Raw genomic sequence first — 24,973 nt, forward strand, 5'->3', positions numbered from 1 at the left:
GTGCGGCCCCTTTCTAGAAAGAGTTACTACTTGATGATCTTCGTAACGGTTCCGGCGCCGACGGTGCGGCCACCTTCACGAATAGCGAAGCCGAGTCCATCTTCCATGGCGATCGGCTGGATCAGCGCGACGGTCATGTCGGTGGTGTCGCCAGGCATAACCATCTCGGTGCCCTCGGGCAGCGTGATGACGCCGGTGACGTCGGTGGTGCGGAAGTAGAACTGCGGACGGTAGTTCGCGTAGAACGGGTTGTGACGGCCGCCCTCTTCCTTTGACAGGATGTACGCGGTGCCCTCGAAGTCGGTGTGCGGCGTAACCGAACCCGGCTTGACGATAACCTGACCGCGCTCAACGTCTTCGCGCTTGGTGCCACGAAGCAGCAGACCACAGTTCTCGCCGGCCCAAGCCTCGTCGAGCTGCTTGTGGAACATCTCGATACCAGTGACCGTGGTCTTGACGGTCGGGCGGATGCCGACGATCTCAACTTCGGAGTTGATCTTGAGGGTTCCACGCTCGGCGCGGCCGGTGACAACAGTTCCACGACCGGTGATCGTGAAGACGTCCTCAACGGGCATCAGGAACGGCTTGTCCTTGTCGCGGACGGGCTCCGGGATGAAGTCGTCAACAGCGTTCATCAGGTCGAGAATGCGGGCAACCCACTTCTCGTCGCCTTCGAGCGCCTTGAGGCCGGAAACCTGAACGACGGGAGCGTTGTCGCCATCGAAGCCCTGGCTGGAGAGCAGTTCGCGAACCTCGAGCTCAACGAGCTCAAGGATCTCTTCGTCGTCAACCATGTCGCTCTTGTTCAGCGCGACGAGCAGGGTCGGAACGCCGACCTGCTTGGCGAGCAGAACGTGCTCACGGGTCTGAGCCATCGGGCCGTCAGTAGCGGCAACCACGAGGATCGCGCCGTCCATCTGAGCAGCACCGGTGATCATGTTCTTGATGTAGTCAGCGTGGCCCGGGGCGTCAACGTGAGCGTAGTGACGCTTCGGGGTCTCGTACTCAACGTGCGAGATGTTGATCGTGATACCGCGCTGGCGCTCTTCGGGAGCGGAGTCGATCGACGCGAAGTCGCGCTGAACGTTGGTTGCGGACGGGTACGTGTCGGCCAGGACCTTGGAGATCGCTGCAGTCAGCGTGGTCTTTCCGTGGTCAACGTGACCGATTGTTCCGATGTTTACGTGCGGCTTGGTCCGCTCGAACTTGGCCTTGGCCACTGTGGGTCCTCCTCAGGACTCGGATGATCCGCCGCTCGCAAAATGCGAGCGGCGAATCCGCTGGATTTGTACTTATGTTACTCGGGCCGAACGGCCTAAGCGATTTGGGCTCTGGAGCCCGAAGGGTTATTCGCCCTTGTTCTTCTGGATGATCTCGTCGGCAACAGCCTTCGGGACCTCCGCGTAGCTCTCGAAGGTCATCGAGTACACGGCACGACCAGAGGTCTTCGACCTCAGGTCACCGATGTAGCCGAACATCTCCGACAGCGGAACGTGGGCGCGAATTACCTTCACACCGCTTGCGTCCTCCATGTCCTGGATCTGGCCACGGCGCGAGTTCAGGTCGCCGATAACGTCGCCCATGTATTCCATGGGGGTACGCACCTCAACGGCCATCAACGGCTCGAGCAGAACCGGGTGTGCCTTACGAACGGCTTCCTTGAAGCCCATCGATCCAGCAATCTTGAACGCCATTTCCGACGAGTCAACATCGTGGGCAGCGCCATCGAGCAAGAGTGCCCGAACGCCGACCATGGGGTAACCCGCCAGTACGCCGACGTGCAGCGCATCCTGGATACCAGCATCAACCGAAGGGATGTACTCCCGCGGGATACGGCCACCAGAAACCTTGTTTACGAACTCGTAGCTCTTGTCCGGGGTGATCTCGAGGGGCTCGATCGCAATCTGAATCTTTGCGAACTGACCCGATCCACCGGTCTGCTTCTTGTGCGTGTAGTCGTGACGCTCGACGGCCTTCTTGATCGTCTCGCGGTACGCAACCTGGGGCTTGCCCACGTTTGCTTCCACGTTGAACTCACGCTTCATGCGGTCGACCAGGATGTCGAGGTGAAGTTCACCCATTCCCTTGATGACCGTCTGACCAGTTTCCTGGTTCTGCTCGGTGCGGAAAGTGGGGTCTTCTTCAGCAAGCTTCTGAATAGCAAGGCCCAGCTTTTCCTGGTCCTGCTTGGTCTTCGGCTCGATCGCGACCTCGATGACGGGCTCAGGGAACGTCATCGACTCAAGAACAACCTGCTGGGCCGGGTCGCACAGGGTGTCACCCGTGGTCGTGTCCTTCAGGCCGATAACCGCGTAGATGTGACCTGCGGTCACGAAATCCACGGGGTTTTCCTTGTTGGCGTGCATCTGGAAGATCTTGCCGATGCGCTCCTTCTTGCCCTTGGTCGAGTTGATGACCTGGGCACCGCTGTCGAGGCGACCGGAGTACACGCGAACGTAGGTCAGACGACCGAAGAACGGGTGAACGGCAACCTTGAACGCGAGAGCTGCGAAAGGCTCGTCGGCCTTCGGGTGCAGCATGACGATCTTCTCTTCGTCGCGAGCGTCGTGCGCCTCGATGGCGGGAACGTCAAGCGGCGTCGGGAGGTAGTCGACAACTGCATCGAGCATCGGCTGAACGCCGCGGTTCTTGAACGCTGAACCACAGAGAACCGGGTAGATCTCGCTGTTGACCGTGAGCTTGCGAATCGCAGCCTTGATCTCAGCAACGGTGAGCTCTTCGCCACCGAAGTACTTCTCCATGAGCGCGTCATCGGTCTCGGCGACGGTCTCGAGAAGCAGCTTGCGGTACTCAGCAGCCTTCTCAACCAGGTCGGCCGGGATCTCTTCGATGGCGTACTTGGCGCCCATCTCGACGTCACCCTTGGAGTCTCCACGCCAGGTCAGCGCGCGCATCTCGACGAGGTCAACGACCCCTTCGAAGCCCGACTCGAAGCCGATCGGCAGCTGGATGACCAGCGGCTTGGCGCCGAGGCGGTTGATGATGGTGTCGACGGTGTAGTAGAAGTCGGCGCCCAGCTTGTCCATCTTGTTGACGAAGCAAATGCGGGGAACGTCGTACTTGTCGGCCTGACGCCAGACGGTCTCGGACTGGGGCTCAACGCCCTCCTTGCCGTCGAACACAGCGACAGCACCATCGAGAACGCGGAGCGAACGCTCCACCTCGACGGTGAAGTCAACGTGGCCGGGGGTGTCGATGATGTTGATCTGGTTGGCGCCCCAGAAACAGGTCGTCGCAGCGGACGTGATGGTAATTCCACGTTCCTGCTCCTGTGCCATCCAGTCCATCGTTGAGGCGCCGTCGTGCGTCTCACCGATCTTGTGGTTCACACCCGTGTAGAACAGGATGCGCTCAGTAGTGGTGGTCTTGCCGGCATCAATGTGGGCCATGATGCCAATGTTGCGGACCTTGCTCAGGTCGGTGAGCACGTCAAGTGCCACGGGTGTCCTCCGGAAAGTTTGTGTTGGCGGGGGTCGAACAGACTCATGGAGCGTAACCGGCGAAAGCTGAGCTTTCGCCGGTCACGCTCCAGGGCTTACTACCAGCGGTAGTGAGCGAAGGCCTTGTTCGCTTCGGCCATCTTGTGAGTGTCTTCACGACGCTTCACAGCGGCACCGAGGCCGTTGGATGCGTCGAGGATCTCGTTGGTGAGACGCTCGGTCATGGTCTTCTCGCGACGCGCCTTGGCGTAGCTGGTCAACCAGCGAAGAGCCAGGGTGTTGGCGCGGTGCGGCTTGACTTCAACCGGCACCTGGTAGGTGGAACCACCGACGCGGCGCGAACGCACCTCGAGCGTGGGGCGCACGTTGTCGAGCGCCTTCTTCAGCGTGACAACTGCATCCGCACCGTTCTTGGTGGAAACGCCTTCGAGTGCGTCGTAGACGATGCGCTCTGCAAGACCCTTCTTGCCGTCGAGGAGGATCTTGTTGACGAGCTGGCTGACGATGGGAGCACCGTATACCGGGTCAGCGACAACGGGACGCTTGGGAGCTGGGCCTTTACGAGGCATTACTTCTTCTCCATCTTCGCGCCGTAGCGGCTGCGAGCCTGCTTGCGGTTCTTGACGGCCTGGGTGTCCAGTGCGCCGCGAACGATCTTGTAACGCACACCGGGGAGGTCCTTAACGCGACCGCCGCGGACGAGCACCATCGAGTGCTCCTGCAGGTTGTGTCCCTCACCGGGGATGTAGGCGGTGACCTCGGTACCGTTCGACAGCTTGACGCGGGCGACCTTGCGGAGGGCCGAGTTCGGCTTCTTCGGGGTGGTGGTGTACACACGGGTGCATACGCCGCGCTGCTGCGGGTTGGCCTTCAGGGCGGGAGCCTTGGTCTTGGTGACCTTGGGGCTGCGGCCCTTCCTGACCAACTGCTGAATGGTTGGCACTAATAACTCCTTGTTTTTGCTGCACGGTGACAGCTCATTGATGGTTAGCATTCGAACGATCCGGCCAGCTTGTTGCCAGGCAGCCGGGCTGTTCGAGTTCATCTGGACCCTTCAGCGATCGCAGAATGAATCCTGCAATTCTTGGAGGGTATGCCGTGGGGGCTGCTCGGAGAGCAAACCCTGCATATGTGAGTGTCGGAACGATTGCTGCCCTTGCGAAACCTCGCGAGGGCATGCGTCACGCGCACGACAAAGCGCACACCGGAAAATACTAACCTGACGGGGGTCTCTGGTCAAGGTAGAACCAGGCGTTACGGCAGGTTCCCGGTGATTGGTCAGGATGCCTGCGACGGCAACTCAGCGCGGCCAGAGCGGGGAGTCGAGCGCTTTGTCCAGGTCGGCCAGCAGCGCTTGCACCTGAGGCTCGATCAACTCGGCGACTCCGGCCAGGATGCGCTCCTGCTCCGCTTCCAATTCGGTGCAGATCTTGCGGCCCACTTTGCTCGCGTAGTTGTCTGCCCGCTCGAGCTCGGCCTTGAGGGCATCGTGTTTGGCGCGCACGAAATCCTCCTCGGCCCGGCTCAGCACGCGGTCGACCGGGGTGCCGACGGGATCCTCGGCAAAACTCACGTCTGACCACAGCGCGTCGTCGGCCTCTTCGTCCTTTTGTTCTTTCTCGTGCTCCTTCTCCTCCGCCTCGGCGAGCTCGCCGAAAGTGAAGAGATAGGGAGCGCCGTCGACCGGAGCGGGGTCGAGGTCGAGTCCGTCATACTCCGGCTCGAGGCCTTCCTCCGGACGGTAGGCCTTCTTCGACCTGCGCTCCTCGTCGAGGCGCATCTCGCGGCGGACCAGCGGAAGGTTGCGTTCGCTGAACTCGTCGACCATGGTCGCGAGCAACTGCATCATGCGCATGGTGAGTGCGTGCTGCACGGCATGCGGCACATCGCGGGCGATGCCGGCGGCGATCATCATCGGCGAACCGAAGCAGCGGCGGCAGAGGCGGGAGCGGCCGGGGTGGGTTCCGGGGCGCCAGCGGGGAAGCCAGAGCAGCCAATTGTCAACCTCCTGGCTGACGCGCGACTCGATGGACCCTTCCATGGTTCCAGGGTAGTCGCTCCCCCGGTGCTATGCCCGGGAATTCGGGTGTGGCTCGTGGCGTCTGGGCTGCGGGTAGAGAGCGCTACTCGCCGCGGCGTTCCCACGGCCAGAGCGGACGGCCGTGCTCTCCGACCCGCGCCGCCAGAATCCACGAGTAGACCAGGGTCACGATCATGGCCAGGATGCCCGTGGCCCAGGCGAACGGACTCTGCAGCTGGGCAGAGGCGAAGATGAGCAGATCGACGAGGGCGCCCGTGTCGATCGCGTAGATCAGCGCCCCGACGAAGACATAGATCAGTACGGCGCAGAGTCCGGTCAGAAATGCCCAGCCGACAGCGACCCGTTCCCGGGCGGCGGGTCCACCGACCCCGAGGATCAGGAGCATGACGAAGACCAGGATGACGGCTCCGCCGACCATGCTCGGACCGACCAGGGGGCCGGCATCCGTCTCGGGGAGCACCTCGAGGTTGGTCGCCAGGCTGATCAGACCGAGGGCAGCGACCACGAGCGCCCCGTAGAGCATCGTGGCGAACAGAGCGACGATCGTCGCGTACTTCTGGTAATCCTGCATCGATGCCCTGCTCTCCCGGGCGGCCCGAACTCTAGAAGGGGCTAGTGAGCTGGGGTCCCTCGTCGATGAGGCGATCGTACTCTTGGCGGGCCTCAATGTTGCGGGCGGTCACCTTGCGACCGCGGGCTGCGATCCAGGCGCCGAACCAGATCGGAACCTCGCGGGCGATGACCGCGGCGGCGATCGCTCCCGGGTTCAGCCACTGGGTACCGATGAAGTGCGCGGCCTCGGTGGGGGTCATCGTCCAGGCCTGCACGGTCAGCAGCGCGCCGCCGATGTAGGAGAAGTAGACGATGACAGCGACGAGGAAGCCGAACACAACGTAGGCCCACCAGCCGCCGCGGTTCACGATGGCGATCAACAGCGAGAAAGCGATGAAGAAGAAAATGACCGGGATGAAGAACACCGGGCGCACCACGAACTCGGAGAAGGTGGTGATGGCCTGCGCGACCGTCACGCTAGTGACGCCGGAGATCACGAAGGCGGCGATCGCGAACAGAATCGCGTAGGCGACGGTGGCGATCAGGGCGATCAGGATGCCGCCGGCACGGTTGCCTGCCGGGGTGGGCGGGGTGGGTGCCTGCACGTAGATCGGGGTCGGGGCGACAGGAGCCGCAGCGGCCGCGCCGTACGCGGCTGCCGGCGCAGCGGATGGCGTTGCGCTCGGGGCCGGGGCTACGGCGTCTTCGTAGGGAGCGCCCGGAACGTACGCGACGGGCGCATCGGCGGCGGCCACGGTAGCTGCGCCGGCGGCGACTCCGCCGACGACTGCTGCCGGAATGTAGGTCTCGCGCTTGACCCGATCGGCGGCGACCGGCTCGGGGAACTCGGAATCGGCAGACGCTTTGACGGGAGCGGGGGCGGTAGCGTCGGCCGAGCCAGCTGGGGCGGCGACCGATTCCGCAGAATCCGTGTCCCGGACTGCGGGCACTTCAGAGATCACTGGAGGTTCAGCGGCGGCTAGTGTCTCGGGGGTTGCAGAAGGTTCAGCGGCTGCAGGGGCTTCAAACGCTGCGGCGACGAGTGCGGACGTGTCGTAAGCCTTCGTCTCGTTGGCCGACGAGAAAGCGGAATCAGTCGTGTCCTCGACGGGGGAGGTGACAGCGGGAGCGGTCGGGTGCTCAGCAGCGATGCTCTCGGTGGCAACGTTCTCGCCGGCCACGTCGGTGGTGTGCTCGGAGGTCGCCTCTGGTGCAGTCGCTGCGGCATCCGTCTCGGGGGCCGTGACGCCGTCGGTGGGCTTGCTGTCGCTCATGCTGCACTCCTTGTGGCCGGGGCCGTGACTAATGAGTGCAACTTTAGCAACGGGCGTACCCGGATCGGGGACATCGCCGGGCAAGTGACGCGGGATGTCGCGACTTGCCCGGCGATGCCTCACAGTGCGTTAGCCGGTCGAAGTTCCGCTGGCCTCGGCCGTTCCCGCTGCGGGTGTGTCGCCGGCAGGAACTCCGGCAGCCTGCGGAACCAGCACGTAGATGAGTCCGCTGATCGTGGCGTCGACACCGGTCGTGACGACCTTCGCGTCGGCTAGTGCCGTCGACACAGAGGTGGAGAGACCCGTTGCCAGAAAGAGTCGGGTCCCGGTTTGCAACCCATTGACGAAGTTGAGCACTGACGAGTAGTCGCCTGTCACCGTCACTTGCACGGCGAGTGACGCGAAGTTCGTGGAGGTGATCAGAGAGTTCGTTACCGGAGGTGTACCGGCCACAGGCGGTGTCGGCGCGGGAACCGCGGGAGGCGCCGATTCAGTTGGCGCCGGAGTTGATTCCGGCACCGGGGCGCCCTCGACTGGCGCAACAACAGGAGTCGCTACCGACGTGTATGGCGCAGCATCCGCAACTGTGATGCCCGTGAGCGTCACGCCTGCAGCGCCGCTCAGAAGATCAAGCTGATCTACGAAGGCTGCGATGTCCGTGCCGCTGGGCACCGACGCATCGAGGGGGGCCAGCTCGGCTTTGAGTTCGTCAATCTTTTCGAAGTCCTGCTTCAACGTGGCCAGCAAGACCTCGTGAGCGGTATTGACTTGCTCAACGCCGGCGCGCTGCGAATCTGCAACTGCCTTCGCCGCGAGCTGCGGTTGCACGGCCACGAACCAGCCCGCCACAACCACCACGACCATGACAAGCACCGAGCCGATAACCCAGAGTCTGTTCTTATCCACGGTTACTTCTCCTCAACGAAGCGCTGTGCGAACGCAGCGTCACTGACGTGCATCGTGATGCTCACTGTGTAAATTCCGGTCGTCTCGTCGAGAGTGACCGAGTCGGGCAGCGCATCCGCATACCCGGGCAGGGTCGTCAACGCGGTTAACCAGGTTGGAACGTCGGGGAGCATCGCGCTCTTAGCAGTGAAGCTGACGGTGGCCACGCGGGCGCCCTGCAGAGGTGCAGTTGGCTGCATGTAGATTGCCATGGGCGATGCAGAGTCCACGTTGACGGTGTCGATCGTCACGCCGGCCGGAAGCGTGGCCTGTACTTTCAACAGGTAGTCCTTCCAGTTAATCTCGGTCGACGCGCCTACTTGTTGCGCAGCTCGCACCAGTCCGACCTGCTGCTGCACTGTGCGGACCTCCATGTACTTGCCCTGTTCAGCCAACAGCTCGCCGGTTCGCGCCTGTTCCGCGAGCAATTGCGCCTGAGCTTGGATCGCCAGTGCGGTCGCCGCACCTGCTCCAAGGACGACGATCAGCAAGACGCCAATGACGCCGAGACCGAGACGCCGACGAACGACCCGCGCCTGGCGCTCCTTGCGCACCTCGGGCGGCAACAGGTCGACTCGTGGCTCTCCGCCAATGATCAGGATGTCTGACTTCGACTGACGGCTCATGCTGCGCTCCCCAGGGCAAGGCCAAGCGCAACGGTAAGGCCAGAGGCACTCCGTTTCAGATGCTCGACATCCAGTGATTTCGCTATTGCTACCGTTGAAAACGGATCGCCCGCAGCAACGGGGATCCGGGTGATCTCGGCTAACGCTTCGGGAAAGCCCAGGAGATAAGCTCCGCCTCCGCTCAACACAATCTGGCGTACCGAAGCTCCCGGCCGAGTGTTGACGAAGTAATTAATGGTGTTGCGCAGGCTCGACAGCTGCTCATTCGATACCTCGTAGATGATCTCGACTGCCTGGTTCTCGTCAGCCGACGTTACCTGGGTGGCCAGCCCCAACGTGCGCTTGATGTGCTCGGCCTGGCCAGCGTCCACCTCAAGACCGTTGCTGAGTGCCTGGGTGAGGTCATCGCTCCCGGTGGGAATGATGCGCACGAACTGTGGCACCCCGTCGGTGGCGATGACGACGCTGGTGGTGTTCGCGCCGACGTCGATGAGGGCGATCGTGCCCTCGATGCGAGGGCGGGAGATCAACACACGGCTGAGAGCAAACGGAATCAAGTCGACGTCGACTGTCGTCAGGCCGGCGAGCTGGGTTGCCTTGACATTGCCGAGGACTGCTTCTTTCACCGCGGCGATGAGCAATCCGCTGACGGTAGGTCCGTTCTCACCCATTGATTCGGAGATGGGGTAAAAGTCGAGAAGGGCTTCGGCGACAGGCACGGGAAGCATCTCTTGTACCTCGAACGGCAGAGACTCGCGAATCTGTTTCAGCGACATTTTCGGAACCGTCAGATCACGGGCCAGCACCCTCTGATTGCCCACGCCGAGCACGACATCTTTACTTTTGAAGCCGCCCTTCGACCACAGCTCCTTGAGCGCGTGGGCGACGGTATTCGGCTCCATGACCTCGCCGCGGCTCACCGCCCCCTCGGGGAGCGGAACCTCGAAGTAGCGCAACACCGTCGGCTTGGCCTTCGCCGCGTCACTCACTTCGACAGCGCGAAGCGATCTGCTCCCGATGTCAATTCCTACGACACTCGTTGCCATTGGTTTGCTCCCTTGTCGCTGAACTGAATGTTATGCAAGGCCGAAGAGTGACAGATAGCCATTCCACAGCGTGTTTCCGAAGAAGACTCCGACCCAGGCGCCGGCCAGCATCCACGGCCCGAAGGGAATGCCGCTCTTCCGGTTCGCGCGGCGGGCAATAAGCAGCCCGAGGGCAAAGAGACCGCCGAGCAAGAATGCGGAGAAGGCGCCGACTATGAGTGAGCCCCAACCTACGTAGCCGATGAAGAGGCCCAAGACTCCCGCGAGTTTGACATCACCGAATCCCATTCCGCCCGGGTAGGCCAGCGCCATCACCAGATAGACGGCCCACAAGGCGGCCAGGCCGATCCCGGCACGCAGGAGCGCCGCGTAGTCGCCACTAACGAGGCCGGCCGCGCCGAGCAGCACGATGCCGACGACGTAGCTCGGAAAAACGATCGAATTCGGAAGGCGATGTACGTCGAGATCGATCAGTGCCAGTGCAACGCTCGCGGCCGCCAAATAGAGGAAGGCAACCAACATGAGGATGCCGACGGCGAGGGCGACACCGGTCGTCGAGCCCAAACCGGTGGTCGAGCCTGTCGAGACCCCGCCCCATCCATGCGTAACCCACACCGCAACCGCAGCGAATGCCACCCCGGTTCCAGCCTCGACCAACGGATAGCGAGCCGAAATCGACGTCTTACAGCTCCGGCATTTTCCTCGCAGAAAAAGCCACGACAAAACTGGAATGTTGTCATACGTCCGAATTGCGGCACCACACCGCGGACACGCGCTCGGCGGCGACACGATCGACAATCCGGCCGGAACCCGATAGATAACTACGTTGAGGAAGGATCCGATGAAGAGACCCATGATTCCGATCAGTATGACTGCCATTTCGACCTAGTTGATCCGGTCGCGCAAGGTGAGCATGTCGCCGAATTTGGCCGCTGATCCAGCGGAACCGCCGGGTGTGGTGGTGCCCTTATCGAGGTCTACGCCAGGCAGGCCGAGACCGACGTATTTAAACCCAGTGTTGTTCTTGAAGTCGTTTGCACCGTTTGCATACATCTGTCCACGCCATTTAAAGCTGTTCTTGGCGACGAAGCGGCACGGCGTATAGACCATTACCGCAGTATCATCCGGATCGATATCGAATGAGTTCTTAATAGTGAAGTCGCCTTGACCCGGCCCACATGTCGGCAAATGATTTGGGGTGTTGTCAGGGGTTATGAACCAGAGTTGGCGTTGTTGGGTCGAGTTTGATGATTTGAAACCAACGTTGTTGTTGAAATTGAATTCAGGCGCAAAGACCGCCACACCGGTCGTCAAGATCACATTTCCGCTCGCGGTAATACCACCCGCACAGCCCAGGGCGTTGATAATAACGGGGCCGTTGTACAGCGCTCGTGCAGGGGGTCTGGAGGCTGAAGCTGCGGCCAGCAAACCTGCGTCCAGCGTGCATACACCTGATCCATTGGGAGTCGCCGTGTAGACCGTGTACGGGTTCCCCGAAGCATCGATCCAATCCGTCGGTACATACGGAAAATCAACCCAGTCGGGCACCGACGGAATGGGGCCGTTCCTCACCCAGGCACCGTCTACACCGCCCGGACGCGTGGCGTTCGCCGATGTGAGGTTCCCGGTGACGTGGCCGAGCGTCGCGGTTCCGTCAGTCCAGGCATTCCCTAGAATCGTGCAGGAGCTGATGTTCATATCGCCGCCCAGTACGGTGACATCGCCTTGAATCTTCGTGTTGTTTGAGCAGGACAAACTCCCGTCCTTGATTTGAATTGCCGCTTTCCCCGCCAAGGTGACTACAAGATCTCCATTGTTGTCAAAGACGACGCCACCGTACATGTAGATCGCGGCCCCGCTCGGTGGGACCCCCGGCAGGATGGCAGGGGTGTATTTGAATGTTGATTCAACGGTGCTTTTGTCTCCCGATGAAGTTCCCGCCACCCCTTTGGAAGCTGCTGTGCCGGTCGAAGTCACTTTGAGGCGAAGCGCCTGGATCCCAGCCGCAGGGCACCCGGCGATCCATGTGTTGTCCGTCGCGCTCAAGGAGTATGAGACGGCGGCAGAGTAGACCGGATCGGTCGTGCCGACATAGGTCGCAGCGCATGTTCCTCCGCGCAGAGCGACCACTGCAGCATTCACTCCGCTCTCAGCTGCCGACACCGATTGAATGCCAGCCCGGGTCGAACTCGTGAACCCGAGCGAGCGAACAGTGACTGCCGCCAGGCTGACGGCAAGGAGCATCATGACAGCTGCAATACCGATGACTGCGATCAACGCACCGCCGTGGTCCTTTGGTTGCCCCGGGCTTCTCCGACTCAAAAACATGGCGCGCTCTCCGTTTCCAGCGTTCGAGTTGTCGCGGTCGATTTGATTGAAATCGGCGTGTTGGTGCCAGCCTTGACTGTGAAGTTAAGTGAGACGAGTCCAAGCACCGAAGTGAACACCGGCCCACCCGAGGAGGAGATTCCGGTTCCGAGTTTTGTCCAGGTTGCGAGGGAGGATGCCGTCGGTTGTGCGATTAACGCGGCCGGAGATGTGGTCTTCATGTAGAGGGTGCCTCCGGAATCCGGCGTGTAATACCAAGCCTGGCAAGACCACGATGGCGTGATGGCTTTGCTGGCTGTTCGAACTCGCAGGAGTTGAGTCGACCCGACGGTTGTGAGGCTTACCTTCGATGCATTCCGCACCCCTGATTGCACGGACCGCGCGATAAGTTGTCCGAGGTCTGCGGCTTGGGCCACCGCTCGCGCATCACGTTCAACCCGCATCGAGCTGGTCAGAAGCCCACCGGCAATCGCCAGGACGACGAGTGAAATAGTCATGGCTACGAGGAGCTCGATCAGGGTGAACCCTGCATCCGAACTTGCCATTCGTGTTCGAGCGCGGGCGATCATGGCGCGTCCAGAAGTACGAGCTTACGTGCCCCGGCGAGCACGGTCGCCGAGCTGGATTCAGTCACCCAGACGTGTACGGACACTGTTCTCAGGTAGGGATTTGAGCACACATCGCCGACCGGAAGATTGAGCTTCCAGTGCGATTGAAATGTACCCCTGGAGCCAGCCTCCGCCGGAGGAGTTGTTGCGATTAGCGCCTTGACAGCGCTGCAACTCGACCCCGACGATCTGACTTGCTCGAACTGTTGCGCGACAATCTGAGTCGCAATCGCAGTCTTGGCGTTGCGTGAGGCTGTGGTCAGCGACTGGATGAGGAGCGGCAACGTGGAAACCGCTAGGAGGGCGAGGAGCATCATTGACACCAAGACCTCAACGAGCGTGAAGCCAGCTTCGGTCGGGTCGTGGAGTCGCTTGCGGACGTTCTTCACGATCGCCTCCGTCGGGTGTCGGGATCAGTGACGCAAAAAGTCTGGAGAAATCAAAGTGTGATGAGCGAGGCCCCGTGCGAGGGCCCCGCTCATCGCCGTGAAACCGTTACGGGGTCGCTGTGAACACGCCAGCGGCGCAGGTACCCGCGGCCGCGCCAGCGGCGTCCGTGATTCCGAACGTCTTGCTTGTTGCGCTCGTCACCTGGATGCAGAACTTGGTGGCCGGAACTGTCGCAGTCGAGTCGGAGGTGTAAGTGACAGCACCAACTCCGTCGCTCTTCTTGAATCCGTACTTCGCCGGCAGCGCCGTGAGGTCAGCACCAGTGTTGGGAAGAGCCTGGGTGTCCGTCTGCAGAGCGATCACAGCGGTCTTCGCGTTGACCGCATCCGAGGTGGCCGCGCTGTCCTTGGCGCTGTCCTGGATTCCCAGGTACACGGGGATCGCGATGGCGGCCAGGATGCCGATGATGATGACGACAACAAGAAGCTCGATCAGGGTGAAGCCCTTGTCGCTTTCTGAGGCATTCTTGCGTCGGGCGTTGAGTGCATTGAGGGACTTAGTAAGCATGTGATTGTCCATTCGAGAGGTGGTGGGGAACCGGCCTTCGAGATCGAAGGGAACACCAACAGTATTGCCAGACTGTTCCCAGCTACGACCCAAGGATGGGGGTCAAATCGCGAAAATGCTGCCCCCAGTGCTGGGGGTAACGATAGAAATGCATGACAGATTGCTTGCATTGATCGCACGGCTGAGACACAATGACCAGCTCATTTGATGGCGCCCGCAATGCTGAAGATGGGCATGTAGAGCGCGATGACCATTCCGCCGATGACAATCCCGAGAAATGCGATCATCAGTGGCTCGATGGCAGCCGTAAGCTGCTCAGTGGCAGACTGCACCTCTTGGTCATAGAAGTCGGCGATCTTGTCGAGCATCACCTCGAGCGAGCCGGCATCCTCACCTACTGCGATCATCTGCGTGACCATGGGCGGGAAGACAGGCTGCGCCAGAAGCGGCGCGGCAATCGAATGGCCTTGGCGCACCGATTCCGCCACCTTCGTCAGAGCGTCTTCAATCACCCAGTTGCCGGATGTCTCCCCCACAATCTTGAGCGACTGCAGAATGGGCACGCCCGCACCGATCATGTTCGAGAAGTTGCGCGCGAACCGAGCGACGGCGATCTTTTTCAGCAGCGAGCCGAACACGGGCAGTTTGAGCAGAAGGGGGTCCTTAAACTTGCGCACCCGCTCAGTGTTTTTGTTCTTACCCCACCACACCGAAAAAACGATGCCGACGACGAGCAGAATCGGAACGACCCAGATCATTGACCGGGAGAGGTAGACGAGCATCATGGTCGGTGCAGGCAATCCGCTACCGAGGCCTTTGAACATGTCCTCGAAGATCGGCACGATGAAGATGAGCATGATCAGCACCGCAACGAGGGACATCACGAGCACGATGATCGGGTAAGTCATTGCCGATTTGATCGTTCCGCGCAGTTTCACTTCCTTTTCGAAGTTTTCCGCGATCGCTTCGAGGGCACCGTCAAGGAACCCGCCGGTCTCCCCCGCACGCACCATGTTGACCATGATCGGCGGGAAGGATTCGCCATGCTTGCTGAAGGCATCGGAGATCGACGTGCCGCTTTCGACGTCATCCCGCACCTGAGCGAGAATCTTCGCCAGCGGTTTGCTCTCTGTTTGTTCGGAAAGGATGTTGAGGGTGCGCAGCAGCGACAGCCCCGACCCGATCATGGTCGCCATCTGGCGGCTCATAATGGCGAGGTCTTTCAGACCAACACCCTTACTGAAACCAGGAACCGAGATCTCCCGGTTGAGCCCGGTGCCTTCGGGAGCAGCGGCGATCGAGATCGGAGAGATGCCCATCGCCTGCAGACGGCCGGCGACGGCGCCCTCGCTCGACGCATCCACTCGCCCCTTGACCGTCTTACCAGCAGCGTCACGTCCGGTGTAGGCAAATGCCTGGGCGGTGGCCACTAGCGCACGACCCCGGAGTAGGAGTCACCGAAGTCGATGCCACTGGCAGCGATGGCACGGGCTGAGGCTTCGGTGGGCGACTCAACACGCTGAATCAGCTGCGAGAGGCTCTCGGGCTCGTGAGCTTTCTCTACTGCCGCCTGGCGGGTGATCTGGCCGGAATTGACCAGGTCGGCCAGGTGCTGGTCCATGGTGTGCATGCCGAGATCGCGACCGGCCTGCATCATCGAGGTGATCTGATACGTCTTGCCCTCGCGAATAAGGTTGCCGATAGCCGGGGTCGTGACGAGCACCTCCGTGGCGACGACACGGCCGCGACCGCTGGCGCGCTTGACCAGCGTCTGACACACCACACCTTGCAGGGTGGCGGCTAGCTGGGCACGCACCTGCCCCTGCTGGTGGGGCGGGAATACGTCGATGACACGGTCGATGGTCTGAGCTGCATCCTGCGTGTGCAGGGTGGCGAAGACGAGGTGGCCGGTCTCAGCCGCGGTCAGGGCAACCGAGATCGTCTCCAGGTCGCGAAGCTCACCGATCAGGATGATGTCGGGGTCCTGACGCAGAACATGCTTGAGCGCCGCAGCGAAGCTGTGCGTGTCATGGCCGACCTCGCGCTGGTTGACCAGCGACTGCTGGTGCCGGTGCAAGAACTCGATCGGATCCTCGACCGTGACGATGTGGTCGGCGCGGGTGCGGTTGGCCAGGTCGATCAGAGCCGCCAGCGTGGTCGACTTTCCCGAACCGGTCGGACCGGTGACGAGAACGAGTCCACGTGGGAGTTGGGCGAACTTCGCGATCGTTTCCGGCACACCCAGCTCGGCGAGCTGCTTGATCTCCTGCGGGATCAGTCGGAAGGCCCCACCGATCGAGTTGCGCTGTTGGTAGTAGTTGACACGGAACCGGGCTCCGCCAGCGGTGTAAGCGAAGTCGAGCTCAAGCTCTCTCTCGAAGCGTTCACGCTGCTCATCGGTGAGGAGGCTGTAGAGAGCTTCGGTGACCTTTTCCGGCATCCATCGCGGTTCTCCCTCGATCGGGCGAAGGCCGCCGTCAACGCGGAGGCTCGGCGGTGCGCCCGCCGTCACGTGCAGGTCGGATGCGCCGTCGCGCACGACTGATTCGAGAGCCCGGATGAGATCGGGATTGGCGTTGCCCAACACGGCCCGCTCGGCGTCGGTGAGGCGTGCTTCGGCGCGAGCGACATGCGGCGAGACCTCCGCCCGCACGGTGAGGGGCGGCGGTGCGATCGAAACCGGGAGTCCCGTCGGCGGTGCAATCGGAACCGGGAGTCCCGTCGGCGGCGCGATGTCATCGAGGGAGTAGATCGTCTCGGTAGCTGCATCGTCGAGCACGTAGATCGGAGTCGTCGTAACGGCGTCTTGCGTGGGGATCAACTGGGTGGCCGGAAGCGGGATCTCGACCTTCGTCGGTGCGGGTGGTATCTCGTCGACCGGATTGGCATCGAAACCAAGGTCGGCGAACGGGGAGAGGTCAGCTGGTTCGACGGCCGCTGACGCAATCGCGACGGGGTCGGCGACTGGCTCGAATGCCGGCTCAGCGACCGAGGCCACGACTGCGGGTGTTTCGACGACCGCGTCAGAACCCGAAAGCAGCAACTCGAACGGCGATGGCTGGGCACTCGGCGATTCGGCCGGCACCGACGCCGAACCTGCATCGGGCGAGATTGCCGCAATGCCGGCGCTCTCGGCCCGATCGTTGAGTTCGGCGAGCAGCGCTTCGAAGGAAGTCTGCCCGTCATCCGGCTCGCTGGAGTTCGTGGGCTGGGGAAGCGAGGTCGCAGCGACCGGCGTGTAGGTAGGGACAGGCGCATATGTCGGGGCAGGCTCGTACGTCGGGGTAGCCTGCTGTCCCGACGGCGGGCTGTAGGTCGGCGGGATCAGCCTTTTCGGCGCCCACTCGCCCTGCGCGCCCTCGGGAGGAGTGACCGGAATTTCATAAATTGGCTTGTCCATGGCGCCTCCCACTCAAGCTGCGGGCGGCACTATGCCACCACTCGCAGAATCTCCTCGACGGATGTCAGGCCGAGCTTGGCCTTCTCCCACCCGTCTTCACGCAAAGTAATCATGCCCTGCTCGCGCGCCAGCCGGCCGATTTCGGCGCTCGACGCGCGGGCAACCGCGAGGCGCTCGACCTCCTCGGTCACCGTCATCACCTCGTGCACGGCGATTCGACCGCGATAGCCCGTGTTCGAGCAGGTCGTGCAGCCGACCGGCGCGAAAACCGTCGGTGGCTCGAGGTCGGGGTCGAACCCAAATCGCAGCTTGGTCAAGTAGTCGGCATCGAATTCAGCCGGTGCCTTGCACCTGTCGCAGAGCCGGCGGGCGAGGCGCTGTGCCACGACGCAGTCGAGGGCCGAACCGACGAGGAACGGTTCGATGTCCATCTCGGTGAGCCGGGTTATCGCGCTCGGCGCATCATTGGTGTGCAAAGTGGAGAGCACCAAGTGACCGGTCAGCGAGGCTTCGATGGCGATCTGGGCGGTCTCGTGGTCACGGATCTCGCCGAGCAGAACGACGTCGGGGTCGCTGCGCAGAATCGAGCGGAGCGCACTGGCGAACGTGAGGCCGGCCTTCGGGTTCACCTGCACCTGATTGATACCGGCCATCCGGTACTCGACCGGGTCTTCGACGGTGATGACGTTGATCTCGGGCCGGGCGACGGCGCCGAGAGTGGTGTACAGCGTCGTGGACTTGCCCGATCCCGTCGGTCCGGTGACCAGAATCATGCCGTACGGCTTGCTGTAGGAGGTCTTGTAGGCCTCGAAATTGCGGTCGAGCAGCGCCAGGTCGCGCACATTCAGGCTCGTGTTGGAGTTGTCGAGAATTCGCATGACGACCTTCTCGCCCCACACCGTGGGCAGGGTCGCCACGCGCAGGTCGATCTTGCGCCCGCCGTGGCTGACCGACATCCGGCCGTCCTGAGGCTTGCGCCGTTCGGCGATGTCGATGTCGCTCATGATCTTGAGGCGTGAAATCACGCCATTCTGGATGCTCTTCGGGGCACTCTGCATCTCGTGCAACACCCCGTCGATGCGATAACGCACGCGCAGATCGTGCTCGGCAGGTTCGATGTGGATGTCGGAGGCCAGGTCTTGGATCGCTTGGCTGACCAGAAGGTTGACGAACCGCACGATCGGGGCGTCGTCATCCGCTGAATCCGTGCTACCGAACGTCGTGGTCTCGACCGGAGCGTTTTCTTCCTCGAGCGTCGTCGTCAGGTTGCTGAGTTCATCGTCGGCGCGAAGATAACGGTCAATCGCCGCCAGCAGGTCGGCACGTTCGGCGACAATCGGTCGCACCGGCATCCGTGCAGCCTCGCGCACATCGTCGATGGCAAAGATGTTGCCGGGGTCGACCATGGCGAGCATCAGCCGGCCATTGTCGATTCCAATCGGCAGAATCTCATGGCGGCGGCACGCCACGGCCGGGATGAGCGCAACAGCAAGTCGGTCGACCGGGTAGTCGACAAGTTCGATGAACGGAAGGCCGGCTTGGGCTGCACGTGCCTGAGCAAACTGAACCTCGGTGATGACGCCCTCGGCGACGAGCGTGCGTACGGCCGATTCATCGGCAGGGTCGCCGGCCATCACCGTATCGAGATGCTCGATCGGGAGGAGGCCGTGCAGAATCAGAATTTCGGTGAGTGTTGCCACAAGAACCTCCTCGGGTGAGGTGCAGCTGAGAGCCCGGAGAAGTGAAGACATTGAGAGTCCGCAAATCCGCGGGGTACTACGGGGTAGCGCATCAGCGTAGCGTCAGCACACCCACTTGGCATATACCCACGATCAGGGGGCAAAGCCCTTGTCTGCCCCTCATTGGCGGCACGTTCTATGTGGAGCGCTTCGACCCACGGCAATGAGTTAGCGCGGCGTGACGCGGCGACGACGATCGTTTCCCGCGCGCAGGTCGCGGTTGAGCCGGCGGTCACCGTGGTAGAGAACCGATTCCCAATCCACTTCCTCCGGCGTCTTCGGCACAATCTGCGGCGCGGCCTGCTTCGGCTTCTTCGGCTCGACGTAGAGCCAGCCGAGTATTCCGAGGGCCACGTCGACGGCTGAATTGCGCACCCCGATGTAGGCGCGAATCGCTCCAGCAGCCAGCACGGCGTTGAGCGCGGCGAAGGCCGCGTTGCCCCAGTTCTGATCCTGCACGTTCCGCCACACGGTGAGCAGCGAGAAGGCAACGATCAAGTACGGGATCACAACGTAGAGGGCCGGTGCCGCGGTGCGGTTCTTCACCTTCGGCGTGCGCACGAAGGGGATCTTCTCGCCGGTGAAACCTTGCTGAATCGATTTGATGACCCCGGCGAGGTTTACCGGCAGCAGAACAAGGTTGAATCCGTAGATGCGGAAGATGTCGCTGAACCGGTGCCCCGAGTCGCGAAGATCGCTTCCCATAGCCAGGAAGTATGGCAGCGCCGCGACGAAGACGAGTGGGCTGAGCAACCGGCTGTCATAGGGGTAGGCCAACAGGAACAGCAAGCCGAAGCTCGCCCACGCGATGGAGGCCATGTAGTTGACCCGCAGCAGAACCTCGCGGAAGAGCACCCGCTCGCGCATGAAACGACGCTGCGAGATCTGCTTCCAGAACTTCGGCAGGATCAGTAGCCCACCATTGGCCCAGCGGCGCCGCTGCACCACGAGTGCGCCGAAGTCGGGCGGGGTGGCACTGTAGCTAAGTCGTTCTGGGTAGTTCGACAGCGTCCAGCCATGGGTGCCCAGGTCCACGCTGGACTCGGTGTCTTCGATGACCGTGCGGTCCTGGATGTACGTGCGGATCTCAAATCCGCCAACGTTCTCTACCTCGACGATGTCCTCTAGTGCACGCTTGCGGATGACGGCGTTGGCGCCGACCCAGAAAGTTGCCCCGTAGTAGGTCATGCCCTGGTGCAGGATGTGCTGGATGTCTGTGGTTGCGCCGGCGACCCGTTCGATACGCGTCGGTGCGCCCCGAAACGACGAATACGGGGTTTGTGTGACCGCGACCCGCTCATTACCGGCCGATTCGAGGAAGTACACCAGTCGCAGGCAGTAGTCGCGCAAGAGCAGTGAGTCGGCGTCGAGCGTGAGAACGTACTCCGTGTCGGGGATGATCAGGTCGGCCAATTCCCCAGCAGCTTCACGGAGGATCACAGCACCTGCCGCGTCTTCCCGGCGCCAGCTGCTTCCCATGAGCGAGATGTAGGAGTTGAGGTTCATGGCCTTGTTCGCCTCGTGCGACAAGTTCGCGAACTTCTTGCGTTCGAAGGTGTTGGTCTTCACATTGAAGATCCAGGTCAGTCGTTGGTACAGCTCGCCCAGCCGGTCAGCGCCGAGTGCGGCATTCTGCGCGCTGGCCGCGTTAAGCGCGAGCATCGTCAGGCGCAATTCTCGAGCGAGCCCCATGACGACCAGGTCGACGAAGAACTCATCCACATGGTCTTCGACGCGCTCCGCTTCGGCCATGGTCTCCAACCAGCCGGCTGCCGCCTCGTATTCGGTGCTGACGCGGCGCAGCTCGTCTGCTGCGTCTGTGTCGCCTTGCTCCATCCGCTGCCGAAAATCGGCCAGCGCCGAGTTGGTCCGTTCGGCCGGGGCGGCCAGGGCGGATTCGATGTCGACGGAGAGGGCCCGCGTCTGTTCAAGCCTGGCAAGCACGGCCGGGTCGGAGGGGAACGGCGGGTCATCCAGCAAGAGGACAACGGTGAGGTCTGGGAATTCTTGCAGCGCCGCCGACCAGAGCGTCGCGCGCACCACCTGAGGCTCCTCGGCGTACGAGGGTACGAGCACGGTGATGCCCTCGTGGTAGTCGGCGAAGTGGCGGTCGAGTTCGCCGCGGGCGACGCGCTTGTGACTGGCGAAACGGTACATTGCACCCTGCCGCGCGAGCAGGTACATCAGCGCGGAAAAGGTGAGGAAGGTGACAACGACGAGGTAGGAGACGGTCTCCAGCTGAAACTGGAAACCCGCGTTCGGGTTGTCGGCCAGTTGCCGCAGCACCGTCGAAATGACATAGAGAATCCAGGCCAGGATCGTGGCCAGAATCCCCACTCGTCCGAGCAGAATTTTGCGCCGGGACGGCACTGGGTGCACGATCGAGAGCGGCTCCGACCGGCGCTCCGCACCCCACTGGCGCTTGCGGGTGCTACCGGCATCGGAAACGGATGCGTCATCCGGCGCGGCTGTGGACTTCGTGATGTCGTGCTCGACCGCGTCCGTCGGCAGCACTGGTTGGTCTGGCATAGCTCTCCCGTGTCACCGGGAGGAACTCTCACCCGTGTCTGGCGCGGAAAAACTCACCCGGATGTGGGCCAGAAATTCTTCGCCGTTTGCCAACATAATGGGAGGACGTGCGTTTTCCACCACGCTGGATCGACTCTCGGCAATGATGCCCACATTCATCCAATCATCACAAACAGGACCGTGACCGGCACTTTCGTCGGCCATGCGAGGCGTTTCCCGGGTCCGCCTGTACCCCGTATTGGGGAGAAAACTATGTCACAACGCTTTCCCGGGCGCCGTCTGTCCGCTGTCCGGGTCGTCGCCCTGTGCGCCGCCGTCGGAGTGGCGGTCGCTGGAGCGGTCTTCAGCTGGAGCCAATTCGACGATGCACGCGCGGCATCCGATGCGCGGTCATTCTTCTCCGGATACGTCGATGTCACTGCGACGCCGACGTTTGCGTTCGAGGATGTCGCCGCAACGGATGTGAAGAATGTCGTGCTCTCCTTCATCGTCGCCGACCCCGATTCCGACTGCGAGCCCTCGTGGGGTGGGCACTACGGACTGGATGAGGCCGAGCAAAGCATGGACCTGGACCGGCGCATCGCCCGTTTCGCTCAGAACGGCGGCGAGATCCTCGTCTCGTTCGGCGGAGTGGCCAACTCCGAACTGGCCACATCGTGCACCGACCCCGTGAAGCTGAAGCAGGCGTACCGGGAGGTCATTGACCGGTACAAAGTCACCACCATCGACCTCGATGTGGAGGGTGCCAGCCTGAGCGACCCGAACGCCGGGCTGCGACGGGCTGCGGCAATCGCCGCCATCCAGGAAGAGCAGGTCGCGCGAAGCTCGAAGCTGGACGTCTGGCTCACCCTTCCGGTGGCCCCGACGGGCCTGACCACCGAGGGCACGACCGCAGTGGCCCAGATGCTCGCAGCGGATGTGGATCTCACCGGAGTGAACGTGATGACCATGGACTTCAACACCGGCATCACGACCTCGGCCGGCATGCTCGACGCCTCGATCGCCGCGGCGCAGGCCACCCACGATCAGCTCGGCACGCTGTACACGGCAGACGGTTCTGACCTCGGCGACATGACGCTGTGGCGAAAGGTCGGGCTCACCCCGATGATCGGCCAGAACGACGTGCGAAGCGAGGTCTTCACCATCGATTCGGCGCAGGGCCTGAATGCGTTCGCCCAGAAGAAGGGCATCGGTCGGATGTCGATGTGGTCGCTCAACCGCGACGCCACCTGTGGCACCAACTACCCCGACGTGAAGCGTGTCTCGGATGCGTGCAGCGGCGTGAATCAGGGCGACTCCCGGTTCGCCAAAGTGCTTGCCACCGGGATCACCGCCGCACCGGCCACAGCGCAGGCGACTGCTCCGGCCACCCGGACCGCTGAGCCGTCGATCGCGCCGGTCGTCGACGACCCGGCGACCAGTCCCTACCAAATCTGGTCACCCGAGGCCACCTATGTGGCGGAGGACCGGGTGGTGTGGCACGGCAATGTCTACTCGGCCAAATACTGGACGCTGAATGATGTGCCGGACAACCCCTCGGTGCGCGCCTCGGAGACTCCCTGGAAGCTCATCGGTCCGGTGCTGGCGGGCGACAAACCGCAGCCGGTCATCGAGGTGCCCGCGGGCACGTACCCGGAGTGGGCGGCCGACATCGTCTACGAGAAGGGTGACCGGGTCATGCTCGATGGCCGGATCCTCGAGGCGAAGTGGTGGAACCAGAGCGACAGCCCGCAGTCGGCGCTTGAGGGGTCGAACAGTTCGGCCTGGTACAAGCTGAAGAACGAGGAAGTCACCCGGATCCTGTCCGGCGAGTAGCGTCGCCGCGGGACCAGACGAGGCCGAGCGCTCTACGCTCGGCCGCTGACTGCCGACCCACTCGCTGATCGTGGAGCGAGCGTATCCCGAGATCCCGCGAGCCGGCCCCTGAACGCGGCCCCGGTGATCGAGCCTGTCGAGATCCCGCGAGCCGGCCTCTGAACTCACCCGTTCTGAGGCTTGCTTCTCGGGGTTGAGGGCGCGCTCCTCCACAGAACGTATGTTAGAAAAGTTATCCACCGATCCTGAGAAATGCTCGTATTCCAGTTCCCGCTTTGAGAGAATTGAAGCATGGAATCAGAGCCTGTTTCCCTCATCATCACCGCGACCACCGACACCCCGGTGGCCGCGGTCATGGCGCAGGTTGCCGCTCTGACCGCCGGGTTCTCGACGGTTGAGACGCTCGAGTTGACCGCCACGCTCATGGCCGGGGTGATGGCCGGGTTCGACTCCTATCTCCGCACTGACGACGACGTGCTGACCCTGCTCGGGTCGATGGAGGCCGTCGGCCGGTTGACGGACGCCGGCCGGGTCGCCCTCGCCGCCGACATCGACGCGCGCTCCGACACCCGCACCCAGAACGAGTCTCTGGCGCGCACGCGGGGCTGTGCGACCGGCACCGACCTGCTCACGATGGTCACCCGGATCTCCGCCCGGGAGGCGAAACGACGGGTCAGACTCGGCGCGAAGACCCGGATCACCCAGGTGGTCGGCGCGACCCTGCCAGCCCGGTTCCCGGTCGTCGCCGACGCTTTGACCGCCGGGACGATCGGCGTCGATGCGGCCGAACAGATCGTCACCGGCCTGACCGACCTGCCGAGCTTTCTCGCCCCGGACGCGGTCGATGCGGCCGAGCGCGGTTTGGTCGCCTCGGCGACCGGCACCATCACGGCCGAGAACGAGGGCCTGCCGAATGCGGGGTTCGCGTTCCCGGCGGACCTGATCCGCGGGCAGGCATTGCAGTGGAAGGCGCTCCTCGACCCCGACGGCACCGCCCCGGCCGACGGCACCGCAATGGAGGTGCGCAGCACCGTCGGCTTCGGCCAATTCCGTGACGGGCTCTACCCCCTCCGCGGTGGGGTCACCCCAGAACTCCGCGGGGTGATGAACGGGATCTTCGACACCTATCTCAGTGCTCATTCAAGCCCGGCTCGTTCGCAGCCGGTTCCGGCGGAGCCCGGCCGGTTCCCGACCGCCGAGGAACAAGCCACGCATGTGGCCGAGGAGCAGGCCCGGATCGACGCCGGCGAGGTCATTCCCGGCGCCGACCAGCTGGAGGCGCTTGATCCCCGCACCGGCGGCGAGAAACGCGCCGACATTCTCCGCGGCGTCTTCGACGCCGCCGCCCGGGACGCCGGCACCCCGACGATGGGCGGGGCGGCGCCGACCGTGATGGTGCACGTGAACGCGACCGACCTCCTCGACGGCACCGGGGTCGGCTGGGCCGACGGGGTCGAAGCACCCCTGTCGATCAGCACCGTGCAACGCCTGGTCTGCGCGGGCGGGATGCAGAAGATCGTCTTCGCCGACGACGCCGGTGAAATCGTCGCCTTCGACCTCAAACAACGCTTCTTCTCCTCCGGGCAACGCAAGGCGATCATCGCCCGGGACGGCGGCTGCATCATCCCCGGCTGCACCTCACCGCCCGGCTG

Annotated in this window: 21 protein-coding genes; 2 read left to right on the plus strand and 19 right to left on the minus strand. The window is 62.8% G+C overall.

Features of this window, described 5'->3' with window-relative positions; all coding sequences use genetic code 11:
• Positions 1 to 26 precede the first annotated feature (26 nt).
• The 19 genes from tuf to AC1DCF_RS17250 form a co-directional block, all read right to left on the minus strand.
• Positions 27 to 1,220: an elongation factor Tu gene (gene tuf / locus AC1DCF_RS17160; RefSeq protein ID WP_441790968.1), complete on the minus strand. Its 1,194-nt coding sequence runs from the start codon at positions 1,218 to 1,220 to the stop codon at positions 27 to 29.
• Between the two features lie 126 nt (positions 1,221 to 1,346).
• Positions 1,347 to 3,461: an elongation factor G gene (gene fusA, locus AC1DCF_RS17165; RefSeq protein WP_441790969.1), complete on the minus strand. Its 2,115-nt coding sequence runs from the start codon at positions 3,459 to 3,461 to the stop codon at positions 1,347 to 1,349.
• Between the two features lie 98 nt (positions 3,462 to 3,559).
• A complete protein-coding gene (gene rpsG, locus AC1DCF_RS17170) occupies positions 3,560 to 4,030 on the minus strand; it encodes a 30S ribosomal protein S7 (RefSeq protein WP_345069864.1) in 471 nt (156 codons plus the stop codon).
• On the minus strand, positions 4,030 to 4,404 hold the full coding sequence (gene rpsL, locus AC1DCF_RS17175; protein WP_055787040.1) for a 30S ribosomal protein S12: 375 nt from the start codon (positions 4,402 to 4,404) through the stop codon (positions 4,030 to 4,032). Before rpsL ends, rpsG begins: the two co-directional genes overlap by 1 nt.
• 357 nt (positions 4,405 to 4,761) lie before the next feature.
• Positions 4,762 to 5,502 carry a spermidine/putrescine ABC transporter substrate-binding protein gene (locus AC1DCF_RS17180; protein WP_477212033.1) on the minus strand — a complete coding sequence of 247 codons (741 nt, stop codon included), beginning with the start codon at positions 5,500 to 5,502 and terminating at the stop codon, positions 4,762 to 4,764.
• Positions 5,503 to 5,584: 82 nt separating this feature from the next.
• Positions 5,585 to 6,073 (minus strand): DUF6121 family protein, encoded by a 489-nt coding sequence (locus tag AC1DCF_RS17185; RefSeq protein ID WP_477212034.1) that lies wholly within the window; start codon positions 6,071 to 6,073, stop codon positions 5,585 to 5,587.
• A gap of 31 nt (positions 6,074 to 6,104) precedes the next feature.
• On the minus strand, positions 6,105 to 7,328 hold the full coding sequence (locus AC1DCF_RS17190; protein WP_477212035.1) for a hypothetical protein: 1,224 nt from the start codon (positions 7,326 to 7,328) through the stop codon (positions 6,105 to 6,107).
• 129 nt (positions 7,329 to 7,457) lie between these two features.
• Positions 7,458 to 8,234 carry a hypothetical protein gene (locus AC1DCF_RS17195; protein WP_477212036.1) on the minus strand — a complete coding sequence of 259 codons (777 nt, stop codon included), beginning with the start codon at positions 8,232 to 8,234 and terminating at the stop codon, positions 7,458 to 7,460.
• Positions 8,235 to 8,236: 2 nt separating this feature from the next.
• A complete protein-coding gene (locus AC1DCF_RS17200; RefSeq protein WP_477212037.1) occupies positions 8,237 to 8,899 on the minus strand; it encodes a hypothetical protein in 663 nt (220 codons plus the stop codon).
• Positions 8,896 to 9,945, minus strand: coding sequence for a type IV pilus assembly protein PilM (pilM, locus tag AC1DCF_RS17205; protein WP_477212038.1), 1,050 nt, complete (start codon positions 9,943 to 9,945; stop codon positions 8,896 to 8,898). Before pilM ends, AC1DCF_RS17200 begins: the two co-directional genes overlap by 4 nt.
• A 30-nt stretch (positions 9,946 to 9,975) precedes the next feature.
• On the minus strand, positions 9,976 to 10,824 hold the full coding sequence (locus AC1DCF_RS17210; protein WP_477212039.1) for a prepilin peptidase: 849 nt from the start codon (positions 10,822 to 10,824) through the stop codon (positions 9,976 to 9,978).
• A gap of 6 nt (positions 10,825 to 10,830) precedes the next feature.
• A complete protein-coding gene (locus AC1DCF_RS17215; protein WP_477212040.1) occupies positions 10,831 to 12,222 on the minus strand; it encodes a hypothetical protein in 1,392 nt (463 codons plus the stop codon).
• Between the two features lie 41 nt (positions 12,223 to 12,263).
• Positions 12,264 to 12,842, minus strand: coding sequence for a prepilin-type N-terminal cleavage/methylation domain-containing protein (locus AC1DCF_RS17220; RefSeq protein ID WP_477212041.1), 579 nt, complete (start codon positions 12,840 to 12,842; stop codon positions 12,264 to 12,266).
• The gene (locus tag AC1DCF_RS17225) at positions 12,839 to 13,270 is read right to left on the minus strand and encodes a type II secretion system protein (protein WP_477212042.1); all 432 of its coding nucleotides are present in this window, start codon (positions 13,268 to 13,270) and stop codon (positions 12,839 to 12,841) included. The genes AC1DCF_RS17220 and AC1DCF_RS17225 overlap by 4 nt, the downstream gene beginning before the upstream one ends.
• A 106-nt stretch (positions 13,271 to 13,376) precedes the next feature.
• Entirely contained in the window at positions 13,377 to 13,838 is a 462-nt protein-coding gene (locus AC1DCF_RS17230) for a type II secretion system protein (protein ID WP_477212043.1), read from the minus strand.
• Between the two features lie 200 nt (positions 13,839 to 14,038).
• Complete coding sequence (locus tag AC1DCF_RS17235) at positions 14,039 to 15,268, minus strand: type II secretion system F family protein (RefSeq protein ID WP_477212044.1); 1,230 nt, start codon at positions 15,266 to 15,268, stop codon at positions 14,039 to 14,041.
• Entirely contained in the window at positions 15,268 to 17,238 is a 1,971-nt protein-coding gene (locus AC1DCF_RS17240; protein WP_477212045.1) for a type IV pilus twitching motility protein PilT, read from the minus strand. Before AC1DCF_RS17240 ends, AC1DCF_RS17235 begins: the two co-directional genes overlap by 1 nt.
• A 29-nt stretch (positions 17,239 to 17,267) precedes the next feature.
• Positions 17,268 to 18,938, minus strand: coding sequence for a GspE/PulE family protein (locus tag AC1DCF_RS17245; RefSeq protein ID WP_477212046.1), 1,671 nt, complete (start codon positions 18,936 to 18,938; stop codon positions 17,268 to 17,270).
• 207 nt (positions 18,939 to 19,145) lie between these two features.
• Positions 19,146 to 21,506 (minus strand): glycosyltransferase family 2 protein, encoded by a 2,361-nt coding sequence (locus tag AC1DCF_RS17250; RefSeq protein ID WP_477212047.1) that lies wholly within the window; start codon positions 21,504 to 21,506, stop codon positions 19,146 to 19,148.
• Between the two features lie 252 nt (positions 21,507 to 21,758).
• Here AC1DCF_RS17250 and AC1DCF_RS17255 point away from each other — a divergent pair, with 252 nt between their 5' ends.
• A complete protein-coding gene (locus AC1DCF_RS17255) occupies positions 21,759 to 23,321 on the plus strand; it encodes a chitinase (protein ID WP_477212048.1) in 1,563 nt (520 codons plus the stop codon).
• 291 nt (positions 23,322 to 23,612) lie between these two features.
• The coding region (locus tag AC1DCF_RS17260; protein ID WP_477212049.1) for a DUF222 domain-containing protein at positions 23,613 to 24,973 on the plus strand (1,361 nt) is incomplete at its 3' end.

The organism is Leifsonia sp. 10L418 (assembly GCF_056395445.1).

Coding starts and splice junctions, on each gene's coding strand:
- AC1DCF_RS17190 (WP_477212035.1), bottom strand. CDS start 7,328: ATGAGCGACAGCAAGCCCACCGACGGCGTCACGGCCCCCGAGACGGAT.
- AC1DCF_RS17250 (WP_477212047.1), bottom strand. CDS start 21,506: ATGCCAGACCAACCAGTGCTGCCGACGGACGCGGTCGAGCACGACATC.
- AC1DCF_RS17240 (WP_477212045.1), bottom strand. CDS start 17,238: ATGGACAAGCCAATTTATGAAATTCCGGTCACTCCTCCCGAGGGCGCG.
- AC1DCF_RS17255 (WP_477212048.1), top strand. CDS start 21,759: ATGTCACAACGCTTTCCCGGGCGCCGTCTGTCCGCTGTCCGGGTCGTC.
- pilM (WP_477212038.1), bottom strand. CDS start 9,945: ATGGCAACGAGTGTCGTAGGAATTGACATCGGGAGCAGATCGCTTCGC.
- AC1DCF_RS17220 (WP_477212041.1), bottom strand. CDS start 12,842: ATGATCGCCCGCGCTCGAACACGAATGGCAAGTTCGGATGCAGGGTTC.
- AC1DCF_RS17230 (WP_477212043.1), bottom strand. CDS start 13,838: ATGCTTACTAAGTCCCTCAATGCACTCAACGCCCGACGCAAGAATGCC.
- AC1DCF_RS17180 (WP_477212033.1), bottom strand. CDS start 5,502: ATGGAAGGGTCCATCGAGTCGCGCGTCAGCCAGGAGGTTGACAATTGG.
- rpsG (WP_345069864.1), bottom strand. CDS start 4,030: ATGCCTCGTAAAGGCCCAGCTCCCAAGCGTCCCGTTGTCGCTGACCCG.
- AC1DCF_RS17210 (WP_477212039.1), bottom strand. CDS start 10,824: ATGGCAGTCATACTGATCGGAATCATGGGTCTCTTCATCGGATCCTTC.
- AC1DCF_RS17185 (WP_477212034.1), bottom strand. CDS start 6,073: ATGCAGGATTACCAGAAGTACGCGACGATCGTCGCTCTGTTCGCCACG.
- AC1DCF_RS17200 (WP_477212037.1), bottom strand. CDS start 8,899: ATGAGCCGTCAGTCGAAGTCAGACATCCTGATCATTGGCGGAGAGCCA.